The organism is Ectobacillus sp. OTK (genome assembly GCF_059698935.1).
In genome coordinates, this window is record NZ_AP048547.1 from 1,244,674 (window position 1) to 1,258,023 (window position 13,350).

General features: G+C 40.1%; 9 protein-coding genes. 8 read left to right on the forward strand and 1 reads right to left on the reverse strand.

Annotated elements, in window-relative coordinates:
- The first annotated feature begins 277 nt into the window (after positions 1–277).
- The 4 genes from AC6HZ4_RS06130 (at position 278) to AC6HZ4_RS06145 (ending at position 6,106) form a co-directional block, all read left to right on the forward strand.
- Positions 278–1,552, forward strand: coding sequence for an ABC transporter substrate-binding protein (locus AC6HZ4_RS06130; protein WP_497494100.1), 1,275 nt, complete (start codon positions 278–280; stop codon positions 1,550–1,552).
- Between the two features lie 301 nt (positions 1,553–1,853).
- A complete protein-coding gene (locus AC6HZ4_RS06135; RefSeq protein WP_497495614.1) occupies positions 1,854–2,726 on the forward strand; it encodes a carbohydrate ABC transporter permease in 873 nt (290 codons plus the stop codon).
- Complete coding sequence (locus AC6HZ4_RS06140; protein WP_497494101.1) at positions 2,726–3,541, forward strand: carbohydrate ABC transporter permease; 816 nt, start codon at positions 2,726–2,728, stop codon at positions 3,539–3,541. Before AC6HZ4_RS06135 ends, AC6HZ4_RS06140 begins: the two co-directional genes overlap by 1 nt.
- A gap of 333 nt (positions 3,542–3,874) precedes the next feature.
- The gene (locus AC6HZ4_RS06145) at positions 3,875–6,106 is read left to right on the forward strand and encodes an alpha-galactosidase (RefSeq protein ID WP_497494102.1); all 2,232 of its coding nucleotides are present in this window, start codon (positions 3,875–3,877) and stop codon (positions 6,104–6,106) included.
- 371 nt (positions 6,107–6,477) lie between these two features.
- Here the strand turns inward: AC6HZ4_RS06145 and AC6HZ4_RS06150 are convergent, their stop codons facing one another.
- Entirely contained in the window at positions 6,478–7,152 is a 675-nt protein-coding gene (locus AC6HZ4_RS06150; protein WP_497494103.1) for a TerC family protein, read from the reverse strand.
- A 394-nt stretch (positions 7,153–7,546) separates the two neighbouring features.
- On the opposite strand from AC6HZ4_RS06150, the gene mecA reads away from it, so the two are divergent.
- The 4 genes from mecA to pepF all read left to right on the forward strand — a co-directional run bounded on the left by mecA (position 7,547) and on the right by pepF (position 13,167).
- Positions 7,547–8,218, forward strand: coding sequence for an adaptor protein MecA (gene mecA, locus AC6HZ4_RS06155; RefSeq protein WP_497494104.1), 672 nt, complete (start codon positions 7,547–7,549; stop codon positions 8,216–8,218).
- A gap of 234 nt (positions 8,219–8,452) precedes the next feature.
- On the forward strand, positions 8,453–9,991 hold the full coding sequence (gene cls, locus AC6HZ4_RS06160; RefSeq protein WP_497494105.1) for a cardiolipin synthase: 1,539 nt from the start codon (positions 8,453–8,455) through the stop codon (positions 9,989–9,991).
- Between the two features lie 63 nt (positions 9,992–10,054).
- Positions 10,055–11,269: a competence protein CoiA gene (locus AC6HZ4_RS06165; protein WP_497494106.1), complete on the forward strand. Its 1,215-nt coding sequence runs from the start codon at positions 10,055–10,057 to the stop codon at positions 11,267–11,269.
- Between the two features lie 74 nt (positions 11,270–11,343).
- Positions 11,344–13,167 carry an oligoendopeptidase F gene (gene pepF, locus AC6HZ4_RS06170; RefSeq protein ID WP_497494107.1) on the forward strand — a complete coding sequence of 608 codons (1,824 nt, stop codon included), beginning with the start codon at positions 11,344–11,346 and terminating at the stop codon, positions 13,165–13,167.
- Positions 13,168–13,350 lie beyond the last annotated feature (183 nt).

Here is a 13,350-nt window from a genome sequence, read left to right on the forward strand (position 1 = left end):
CCAATTTCTCCATCATATAAACATATATTGGGAAGAATAGCAAGAGCAGCGGAAGAAAGGCAGGAAAAAGCGGAGTGGAGAAAAGAGCGCTTTCATTGTAGTTTTATGTCACATGAAAACGTGTTCAAAGGTGATAGAATACAGATAAGCAAGAGATAACGGATGAAATGAACGCAGCATTTACGGTAGCATAGGGGGATGTAAGGAAAAAGAAGTTACAGTCAGTGTAACGTTCCTAATCAGACGTTATAGCTTAAACATATTAAGGGGGATTCATATGAAGAAGAAGGTTGCTACAACTCTCGTAACAATGTTATCTGCAGTTACACTCTTTGGCTGTTCAAGTGGAGAAAAATCATCCACCGACGCGAAAGGCGATCAGGTGAAGCTGACAGTTTTCAGTTCAGCAAGTGAGCAGGAAACAAAAAATGCGATGACAAAAATAACAGAGAGCTTTGAAAAGGAAAACCCAAGCATTGATGTAGAGATTCAATTTCCAGGGCAGGATTATGAAAATATGATGAAGGTTAAAATGGCAGCAAATGATTTACCGGATGTGTTCGACACGCATGGCTGGTCTCAAATTCGTTATGGTAAATATTTAGCTGATCTAAAGGATCAGGAATGGGCATCTCAATTAACGGATTCGATGAAACCGGTTCTGACTGACGAGCAGGGAAAAGTCTATGCCTTGCCGTTAAATGAAGCGAAAGATGGTATTACTTATAACGCAGAAGTATTAGAGAAATACGGAATAGCAGTACCTAAAACGCTTGATGAACTCATTACGGCCGGTGAGAAAATTAAAAAAGAAAGCAACGGAAAAGTTACGCCGTTTTTCTTCTCCGGAATCGATTCATCAACAATTGGACAATTCTTTGATTACTTTGCGACACCTTTATTGATCAGTCCGGAAAAGAACTATGCGGATGCTCTATTAAATGGCAAGTTTGATTGGTCTGGGTGGACAGTTCTTCCTGAGAAGCTTAAAGAAATGAATGAAAAAGGTTTAATTAACAAAGATGTCCTTACAGCAAAACGAAGCGATATACCTCAAATGTTTGCTAACGGAGAAGTCGCTTTTCTATTTGATGGACCTCAATCTGTTGCACAAGCTAAGGAAATGAATCCGAATGTGAAAGTTGGATATATGCCGGTACCAGCAATGGTTGCAGGCGATGAACCAGCGTTCTCAGGCGGAGAAAGATATACGATGGCTGTATGGAAGGATTCCAAGCATGCCCAAGAAGCTAAAAAGCTATTAGCATACTTTGCTAAGACTGAAAACTTAAAGACAATGGCAGAAACTACAGGCTTACCTGCGGGCATCAAGGGTGTTAATGAGGATTTAGGCGACTTGACGAAATATTATCAAGAGTACGCTTCCGCACGTGTATTCCCTTACTTTGACCGTGTATATCTGCCAAACGGCATGTGGGATGTTCTTTGCACACAAGGACAAGAACTGCTTGCAGGATCGATTACTCCTAAGCAATTCTCTGAAAAAATGGAAAAAGAAGTGGAGCGTTTACGCAGCCAGCAGCAAAAATAAAGGAAAGTTTTCATTCTGCTGATGGGATGTACAATATAAAGAAAACTCGCCGATTGGCGAGCCGTTAGGCGAAGACAGAGGCGTAGTTGCACTTACACTTTGTTCCTAAAATTTCCTACTACGTCGAGTCCGCTTCTAGCTGGAAATTTATACTTTCTTAAAGTGCAAAAAATTGTGAGGGTTGCCTTAGAGGGGTAACCCTCATATCAAAAATAGGAGTGTGAGAGAAGTGGAGGAGAAAATTGCTGTTAGAGAACGTTATATACAGCCAAAGGCAAAGAGGAAAAGCTCGCTTTCCAAAATGTTTAAGGGAAACTCCCCTTTTTGGTTAAATTTGATGTATTTGCCAGCTTTGCTATTGTTTTGTGTCTTCATCTTTTATCCTTTCATAAATGGACTTAAAATTTCCTTTACAAACTGGGACGGTTATTCGCAAACTTTCAGTTGGGTAGGATGGGAGAACTATCAAAGAATGTTTTCTGATCCTAATATTTTAACAGTTATTAAGAATACACTCATTTATGGAGTCGGAAGTACATTGTTCCAAAATGTGTTCGGTTTATTGTATGCGCTTTTATTAAACCAAAGCATTAAAGTCAGAGGACTTGTGCGGACGATTGTGTATTTACCGGTTATTATCAGCCCTCTTATTATGGGATTCATTTGGTACTTTTTCTTCCAATTCAAAGGCGGAGCATTGAATGATATTGTTCTATTGTTCCAAGACGAACCTCTCAATTTACTAGCAGATCCTAAGCTGAATGTTTGGATTTTAACATTTGTAAACACATTCCAGTACATGGGTATTGCGATGGTTATTTATCTAGCTGGTTTACAATCGATTCCAAGCGATTATTATGAAGCAGCTGAATTAGATGGCGCTTCTAAGTTTGGGCAGTTCTGGAATGTTACACTTCCGTTATTAATGCCTTCTATTACGATTAACGTAGTTTTGAACTTAATTGGCGGTTTGAAGCTATTTGATGTGATTGTTGCGTTAACAAATGGAGGCCCTGGATATGCATCACAATCATTATCGACAATGATGTATAAAATCTATTTTGCCAGTCAGGATGCCGGTTATGCTGCATCATTAGGAAACCTCATGTTTGTACTCATTTCCATCATTAGCATGTCAGCGTTAATCTATTTGAGAAAAAAGGAGATTGCGTGATGAAGAAAAATAAAAGATGGATGCTGCCCCTCATGGTTGTGATCAGCATTGCTCATATCATTCCTTTTTATCTATTGCTTACAACTTCACTTAAGGGAATGGGGGATACAAGCTCAAAATGGCTTCTGCCTTCTTCCTTATATCTAGACAATTTTAAAGAAGTTTGGGAACAAGCGAATCTGCAATCAGCTTTTTTCAATAATGTAATTATTACAGTGGTTTCTGTAGTCCTTGTAATTATTCTAGGTTCATTCGCGGCTTATCCATTAGCAAGATACAAAACCCGTTTGAATAAAACCATGTATGTAATCTTTATCTCAGCGCTTATTGTACCGCCTCTTACTATATTAGTACCGCTTTACAAGTTTATCGTTGACATTGGGGGAATGAACTCGTACTGGTCGATTATTCTTCTCCATGTAACTTTCAATTTACCAATGACAATCTTCTTATTCACTGGATTTATTAGCACGATCCCACAGGAGCTGGATGAAGCAGCGATGATGGATGGGATGAGCCGATTCGGGCTATTCTTCCGAATTATCATGCCGCTTTTAAAGCCCGTTACAGCAACAGTGACGATTTTAACAGGAGTCAATGTTTGGAATGACTATCAATTCTCCGTCTTTTTCCTGCAAAGCACAGAAGCGAAGACGGTTACAGTTTCCTTAGCAGCGTTCTTCTCTCAATATACGAACAATGTTGGCTGGGTGGCTGCAGGTTCACTTCTGGCAGCACTGCCAATTATCGTTTTATACTTGTTCCTGCAAAAGTATTTCATTAGCGGCTTATCGTCTGGAGCGGTAAAAGGGTAATACTCGGCTGTTCAATTGAATGAGTGAGGACTTCAAAAATTCCTTCTCTATTCGCTTGGTATCTGCTAAGTTTTGCAGGATACCAAGCGAATATAATTCAATCCAGCTGTACGCTTTCTTGGATTCCGGCAGTATTCCCCATAATACCAGCAGCACTCCTATTCGTATCGATTTGGCCATTATTTAAATATGTGACATCAAAGGTTATAAAGAATAGTAGATTGCATCTTGTAAAGAAAACTCGCCGATTAGCGAGCCGTTAGGCAAAGATAGAGGCGTAGTTGCACTTACACTGTACTACAGTGTAAAAAATCATGAAGGTAGGAATAGTAAGTGAGTATATTTATTAATGAACAAGAAAAAACGTTTCACTTAACGAATGATAAAATTAGTTACATTTTCCGTGTTATGGAGAATAAGCAATTAGAACATATTTATTATGGAAGTAAAATAGTTTTTTCTGATTCTGTGAGTCGCTTAGTCGAAAGAAGTTACCGTCCTATGTCTGTTGTCGAGTTTGATAATGACTTAATTACTTGTTTAGATGGCATTAAACAAGAGTTTCCGCTAAGTGGTGGCGGCGATTTCAGAGAAGCTGCTATTGACGTTACCTTTGAGAATGGTTCTCATATATTAGAGTTAGAATATAATTCGTATAAAACAGCAAAAGGAAAAGCAAAGATTCCTGGTATGCCAACAACTTTTGCCAATAAAGATGAGTGCGAAACCCTAACTATCTTTATGAAGGATGAATTGTCAGGTTTGGAAGTGGAATTGAACTATACGATATTTAATAATCTTCCTATTATTACAAGATCGGTACGCCTATATAACAATGGTGATGAAAACATTACAATTGAACGATTATTAAGTGCCAGTGTGGATATTCCAGATCAAAAATATGATGTCATTCACCTATCTGGTTTATGGGGCAGAGAAAGACATTTCTATCGTGCTTCAGCCGAACCAGGAGTTAAGGCAATATATTCAACTCGTGGGGCAAGCAGCCATAACCATAATCCTTTTATTGCGTTGGCGCATCCGGAAGCTACAGAAAATCATGGCAATGTATATAGTATGAACTTAGTTTACAGTGGGAATTTTTTAGCTCAAGTGGATGTGGATAACTACTATGTTAATCGTTTAATGATTGGTATCCATCCAAATCGCTTCCGATGGAAATTAAAACCATCTAGTGAGTTTTATTCACCAGAAGCAGTGCTTGTATTTTCAGATAAAGGTTTGAATGGTATGAGTCAGGCTTATCACGATTTATATAATAATCACTTAATTAATCCTAAGTGGGCATATAAAACTCGTCCTGTGGTCATGAATAACTGGGAAGGAACTTACTTGGATTTTACGGAAGACAAAATCATCAGTATTGCGGAAAAAGCGAGTGAGTTAGGTGTGGAATTATTTGTATTAGATGATGGCTGGTTTGGAAAACGTAATTTAGATAATTCATCATTAGGTGACTGGTATGTGAATAAAGAAAAGCTTCCCAACGGAATTGATGGTTTAGCAAAGAAGGTAAACGATTTAGGGATGGAGTTTGGCTTGTGGTTCGAACCAGAAATGTCTAACAGTGACTCCCATATAATGAAGGAACACCCTGAATGGGTCATCGGGACACCAGGACGTTTTAGAAAACCGGCTCGTTTTCAATACGTGCTGGATTATGGTAATCCAGAAGTGGTAGAACATATTTTTGAAATGATGGATGAAATCTTAAGTAACGCGAATATTTCTTATATTAAATGGGATATGAACCGAAATATTTCTGAGGCATATTCAGCTTATTTAGATTCAGAATCACAAGGGGAGTTAATGCATCGTTATATTTTAGGTGTCTACACTTTATTTGATAAATTATTGGAAAAATATCCTAATTTACTAATTGAATCTTGTGCATCAGGCGGCGGACGATTTGATCCAGGAATGCTTTATTATGCCCCGCAAACATGGACAAGTGATGATAGTGATGCAATTGAGCGCCTGAAAATTCAATACGGTACCTCAATGGTTTATCCGGTTAGTTCCATGGGAGCACATGTATCTGCTGTTCCTAACCATCAAGTTGGACGAATCACTCCTCTTGACACTCGTGCAAATGTGGCGTTTTTTGGTGTATTTGGATATGAATTAGATCCAAATACATTAACAGAGGAAGAAATGGAAGAAATTAAAGAACAAATTAAATATTACAAAAGAAATCGTGAACTATTATTATTTGGAGAGTTTACCCGTTTGGCCAGTCCTTTTGAAGAAAACGAAACCATGTGGATGGTAAAAACAAAAGATAAAGAACAGGCGATCGTAGCATGGTTCCAAGTGCTGTCTATTCCCAACGATAGCTATCGAAGGGTGAAGGTTCCAGGATTAGATCCTATTGCTCTATATGAAATTGAAGAAAATGGCTTGCAGTATACAGGCAGTGAGCTAGAAAACATCGGAATTGTATTAACACCGCCAATCAAGGGAGAACTGGGATTTGATGATACAACCATCATGAATAAACGAGATTTTGATTCCAAAATATTTACACTTAGAAAAGTGAAATAACGACAAAGAGATTGTCTTAATGTATTAGATGCAAACTATTGCAATGTAAGAACTGTCCTTTTGTTTATTATTATTGAAGTGACTATATTAGATTAAAGACAGAGCAATTGTTGTTTTTTTACACTGTAAGAAAGTATAAATTTCCAGCTGGAAGCCAATTCGACGTAGTCGGAAATTTTAGGAATACAGTGTAAGTGCAACTATGCTCCTGTCTTCGCCTAACGGCTCGCCAATCGGCGAGTTTTCTTTAAAATAAAAACAAAGGGTGTTCCAAGAGGCTAGCAATGTGCTGCCTTCTGGGACACCCTCTCCTTTTTGTGCGGATTAAGCCATTATGGATATTTAAATGTTCATTACCTATGTTGTTTCATTTAGTTATGCGCTTTCTTTAACCTAATTTGATTGGCAATATATCCAGCTGCCAAAACACCGATAACTGCCGCTGCTGGAATTCCCATTTGTAAAAAGGCATTTTCGCTAAAAAAGCTTGCTAATCTTTCCTCATGGGTTGCCATTTTACCTGCTGTATAAGCTAAAATTCCGGCACCAACATAAACGAGAACAGCGAATTTTTCCATCAGTACTAAAATGAGCTTGCTGCCCCATATAATGATAGGAATTGAAACGATTAATCCCAACACAACAAGAATAATATTTCCATGTGCAGCGCCGGCAACAGCGAGCACATTGTCAAATCCCATGACGATATCAGCAAACACAATCGTACGGACGGCTGCCATCAAGGTAGGACTTGCTTGAATCTTAGAAAGATCCTCTCCTTCACCTGTAAGCAGGTTATAGGAAATAAATAGAAGTAAAACTCCGCCAATCAACTGCAAAAATGGAATCGCAAGCAGGTATACTGCAATAACCGTTAATAAAATACGCACGATAATAGCTAAGCCTGTGCCAAGAAAAATAGCTTTGTTACGCTGACTTTCCGGCAGATTACGGCTCGCCAAAGCGATGACAATCGCATTGTCTCCCCCTAAAACAATATCGATGCCTACAATCATAAGGATCGACATAAGAAAGTCAAAATCCATATGTATAGTCCCCCGTCTATTATTTTTCTGTCTCAGTACTTTTAATCAATATAAGGGACAATGTTATAAACTGTCAAGAAAAGGAAAATCACTAAGTTTGTCGAAGAATTACATGCTAAATGGACGGAGAAAAGGCTCATATCTACTAGAGAAATGACAGGAGCGATTCGTGAAACTGGCAGGATGATCTTCTTTCCCTTGTCTTTTGTAGGGCAAATGTCTGTTTTTAAAAAAAACGGTGATTTTATTTCCATTTCGACGCTTCTTATCATAAAATGAGAGTACAAGATTTCCTAGAGGATTTTCCAGCATCGTGATATGATAGTACAAATGCACCATAGCCTAGGGGGGGTCCCTTCATCAAATATGCCAAACAGGAAGGGAGAGAGCAAGATTGGATATCGAAAGAATTAATGATCATACAGTAAAATTTTATATATCATACATCGATATAGAGGAGCGCGGCTTTAACCGAGAGGAAATTTGGTATAACCGCGAAAAAAGCGAACAGTTGTTCTGGGAGATGATGGACGAAGTACGCGACCAGGATGACTTCTTTGTCGATGGACCGCTTTGGATTCAGGTACAGGCGCTTGAAAAAGGAATTGAGGTCATTGTGACGAGAGCTCAAATCTCAAAAGATGGGCAAAAGCTTGAGTTACCGATTGGCCTTGATAAAATTATTGATATTCCGCTTGATGAACGGATTGAATCCTTGTTCGAACAGCAGCTTGAGCAGGAAGACTATACGTACTTAAGCCAGGATGGAACATTAGGGTTTCTTGTGAAGTTTCAAGACTTTGAGGATGTCATCTCATTGAGTCATTGCATCGCGCTCGAGGACATTCAAAATGAACTATATGTTTTTGACGGACGATACTATTTATATGTAGAATTTGATGAAGAGTTACATGATGAAGAGGAAATGGACAGCATTTTAAGCGTTATTATGGAGTATGGCGAAGAGTCTGCTATGACAATTCATCGCGTACAGGAATACGGCAAAACTGTGATTTCTGAAAATGCCCTATCTGTCATCCGCAAAAACTTTCCGCCGAAAGCGTAGGCCGATTTCTTTATATTGAAATCGGCTTTTTCATTGTTGCATACAATAAAGAAAAGCGGAATCGATCCGCAGTATTCCAAGCAGCAAATATTTCTTCATTACAAGAAGGTACCTTTTTCTTTCATTGATAGGGCTGCTTTGTGGATAGAGCGACCGATGCAAGTGAAGCATTAGGAAAAGCGGGCATAGCCCGCGTAACTTGAGGAACTCCATTCTTCAGAAAGGGGGAACGATATGAAGAATATCTTAAAACTTATCTTGTTTTTCGTTCTATTATTTGCAGTGTTTCTTACTCTTCGGCTCATTAATGATGTGACGTTTTATTCAGATTTGATACATAAAAACATTTCAGTATTTGGTGTGCTGAGCGTGTTGTTTACCTTGTCGGCTTTTTTTATCGGCTTTGTGATCTTTCTTGAAAATCGACAACCGTCTAAAACGTTGACATGGCTCATTGTTCTCGGTATTTTCCCAGTCTTTGGCTTTTTTGCTTATTTACTGTTTGGGCAAAATTTTCGCCGGAAACGAATGTTTCAAAAGAAGGCACTTCTGGATGAGCAGGCATTTTTACAATATAAAGAAAACGAGAGGCAACAGCAATTTTTAGCTGAGCATACGCATCAGGAACTGTTATTTCGCCTTGCGGCGCGTCTTAGTACGCTGAATATTTCCTTCAATACTGAAACCAAGGTGCTAACGAACGGAGAAGAGACGTTTTCTTCCATCAAAGAGGTGCTTGAGAAGGCAAAGCATCATATTCATATGGAGTATTATATCGTTCGTGATGATAAAATCGGCACTGAAATTCAAGAGATTCTTCTTCGCAAACAAGCAGAGGGGGTAAAGGTTCGATTTTTATATGATGCTGTTGGCAGCTTCCGTCTCTCTAAAGCCTATGTGGAGAAGCTGCGAAGCGGAGGCGTGGAAATGATTCCGTTTTTCCCAGTTCGTTTTCCCATTTTAAATGACAAGATTAATTATCGAAATCATCGAAAGATTGTAATCGTAGACGGTAAAGAAGGATTTGTCGGAGGGCTGAATATTGGAGACGAATATTTAGGAAAAGATAAGTATTTTGGATTTTGGCGGGATACTCACTTATATTTACGCGGCGAAGCAGTTCAAAGCCTGCAGCTTATTTTTTTACAGGATTGGTTTTATATGACGGGTGAAGCAGTTCTTGATTCGCTCTCACTTAGTGCGGAATACATCGAGGGAGAAGGGCTTGGAGGCGTGCAGCTTGTAGCAGGAGGACCTGACAGTAAGTGGGAAACAATTAAGCATTTGTACTTTGCGATGATTTCTTCAGCACGCAAGTCTATTTGGATTGCTACTCCTTATTTTATTCCAGATGATGATATTTTAGCTGCATTAAAGGTAGCTGCACTTGCCGGGATTGATGTTCGTTTACTCGTGCCGAGCAAGCCTGATAAACGAACTGTTTTCTACGCCTCCCGTTCCTATTTTCCAGAGCTTCTTGAGGCAGGAGCGAAGATTTATGAATATCAAAGAGGTTTTTTGCACAGCAAAATTGTGATTGTTGATTCCTCTCTCGCTTCTATTGGGACTGCTAATATGGATATGAGGAGCTTCCATTTGAATTTTGAAATCAATGCATTCTTATATGATACAGCAAGCATTCACAAGCTCATACAAGATTTTGAAGAGGATTTGACTGTTTCACAGGAAATCCATATCGATAAGTTTAACAAAAGGCGTCTCGTAATGCGTATTGTTGAATCCACGTATCGGCTCCTGTCACCGTTACTGTAATCAAACAGGAAGGATTCTTCGGTTTGTTTGTAGAAACTAGCAGGTGAAAAGGAGTGTGATACTTTGTTTGTAGCCCTAAAGCAAAACGGAGAACGCCTTAATTTGCTGCAGCCGCTTGGTAAGGAACTGCTGCAGAGGATGCGTGAAAATGAGGTGTTCTTCTGTCCTGTTTGCAAAGGAGAGGTACAGCTGAAGCTGGGAGCGAAGAAAAAATATCATTTCGCCCATAAGCGCAGGGTGGTGTGCAGTCTTGATTTAGAGCCAGAATCTGCATACCATCTCGCTGGAAAAGAAATGCTGTACCATTGGTTTAAAGCCCAAGGTTTTTTTGCCGAGCCTGAAGTGTATTTGTCTTCTATTCGCCAACGCCCCGATTTGCTGCTTACCCGTGCTGATGTACAGGCAGCTGTTGAATTTCAATGTTCCTCCATTTCTGCAAGAAGATTTCTGGAACGGACCCATTCGTATTGGCGTGAAGGCTTACGGGTATTATGGATTCTAGGCGGCAATCAGTATAAGCGCTATGCGGCCCACTGGCTTCGACTTTCTTCCTTTTCTGCCTTATTTGCACAGAATAGAATGCCGTATGTTCTGTATTTTTGTCCGGATGCTGCTTCGTTTTTTAAATGCTCGCCGCTTCTTCCCTTTTCCTCTTCCACATCATTTGCCCACACATTCGTCCATCGTTTATCCTCATCCACTATCTCTTCAATATTTTCTCCGTCTCCATTTTCCTTTGAACAGCTGAGGCAGCAATGGCTGCAAAAGAAAAAACGCTGGCGTATGGGGCAGTTTTTACATATGCGCCGCGGCTGCGAAGAGTTCTTCCAATACATATATACGAAAGGGGTTTCTCCGTCTCGTCTTCCTGCAGAAGCAGGTGTACCGCTTCCTTCACTCCTTGCAATTCAAACACCTGCTATCATTTGGCAAAGCTTTATTTTGTTTGATGTATTTGAAACGATGCGAGCAGGGGAGAGGATTTCCTTTTGGCAAATTGTGCGTTATATCGAACAGCACCCTGTGATTCAAAGGCGCATTCTTCCTTATTATCCGTTTTCCTATTTTAAAAGTGCATTAAAGGAATATGTAGCCTTTTTATGCTCCTGCGGTCTTATCGAGCTTGTATCAGGACACACCTATCAAAGAAAGGAACTCAATATTGTTCCGCAAACAGAAAGGGAAGCATTTGCGAGAGACGAGGAGGTCATGAAGCATGCGCTCCTTCTTTTTCGGGATGATCAAGCTGCAACATCAGCAGCCGAAAAACGGATATAATAGAAGCGTGCGGAAGGAATGAAGCAGACAGGAGAGAATACTTATTACAAGCTCTTATTTAAGGAGGAATGAACATGGCGGAACAAAAAGCGGTAAAGCAATTGCCTGCACGCAGTGAAGTACCTGCGGAATCGACATGGCGTCTAGAGGATATTTTTGCAACAGATGAACAATGGGAGGCTGAATTTAAGCAAATTAAAGAGATGCTCCCAAGGCTTGGCGAGTTTAAAGGAAAGCTTGGCAATTCTGCAAATGATTTGCTTGCAGCCTTTCAATACCAGGATGAAGTGACAATGCGTCTCGGTAAGCTATATACATACGCTCATATGCGATACGATCAAGATACAACGAACTCCTTCTACCAGGCGTATAACGACCGGGCTAGAAATTTGTATGCCCAGGCATCCAGTGAAATGGCTTATATTGTTCCAGAAATTCTTTCTATTCCGGAAGAGAAAATCCAAGCCTTTTTACAGGAAAATGAAGAAGTAAAGGTTTATGCGCATGCGCTCGATGAAATTAATCGTCAGCGTCCGCACGTGTTATCAGAGAGCGAGGAAGCATTGCTCGCACAAGCATCAGAGGTGCTGGGCGCATCCAGCAACACATTCGGTATGCTGAACAATGCTGATTTGAAATTCCCGTCTATCCAAGATGAAAATGGGGAAGAGGTAGAGGTAACACACGGGCGGTACATTCAGTTTTTAGAAAGTGAAAACCAGCGTGTTCGTCATGATGCCTTTCATGCGGTATACGAAACATATGGTAAATATAAAAATACATTTGCAAGTACATTAAGCGGAGCGGTGAAGAAAAATAACTTCTATGCCCGCGTTCGCAAATATGATTCAGCGCGTCAAGCTGCGTTAAGCAATAATAATATTCCCGAAGCGGTATACGATCAGCTTGTTAACACGGTAAATGATCACCTGCACCTGCTGCATAGATATATTGATATTCGCAAGCGTGCCCTTGAGCTTGATGAACTTCATATGTACGACTTATACACGCCGCTTGTGAAGGAAGTTAAAATGGAAATTAAGTATGAGGAAGCGCAGGATATTTTGCTGAAGGCACTCGCGAAGCTTGGCGATGAGTATGTATCAATCCTAAAGGAAGCCTACGAAAACCGCTGGGTGGATGTATACGAAAACAGAGGAAAGAGAAGCGGTGCTTATTCCTCCGGTGCGTACGGCACGAACCCGTATATTTTAATGAATTGGCAGGATAATGTGAACAATCTATTCACACTTGCCCATGAGTTTGGCCACTCTGTGCACAGCTATTATACGCGCAAGACGCAGCCGTACGTGTATGGAGATTATTCAATTTTCGTGGCTGAGGTAGCCTCTACGTGCAATGAGGCATTATTGAATGATTACCTGCTTCGAATAACAGAGGATAAGAAAAAACGTCTATACTTGCTGAACCATTATTTAGAAACATTCCGCGGCACGGTGTTCCGCCAAACGATGTTTGCGGAGTTCGAGCATGCAATTCATATGAAGGTACAGGAGGGACAAGCGCTAACACCGGACTTACTGACGTCCATGTACTATGATTTAAACAAAAAGTATTTTGGCGATGCGCTTGTGATTGATGAAGAAATCGGTTTAGAATGGTCCCGCATTCCGCACTTCTATTACAATTATTATGTATATCAATACGCAACAGGCTTCAGTGCGGCAACGGCATTGTCGAAGAAGATCCTGGAGGAGGGTGAGCCGGCTGTTGAGAAATACATTGGTCATTTCTTAAAAGCAGGAAGCTCTGATTATCCAATTGAAGTGCTGAAAAAGGCGGGCGTTGATATGACATCTCCAGCTCCTGTTAAGGAAGCCCTTCAAGTGTTTGAAGAAAAATTAAATGAGCTTGAACAGCTTTTATTTGAGAAGTAAGGAAAAGAACGGAAAGATTTTTATTGTCACAAAGAATTTAGAACGGAAGATGCAGCTGGGCAGCAATGGAAGCAAATTTCAACATGAATTTTTACCTCAGCTATGTATCGGACAGTCATAGTATGTAAAAAGCAGGCAAGAGAAGAATAATAAGCGGCAGCAGACGTGGTAACCATTTAGGCC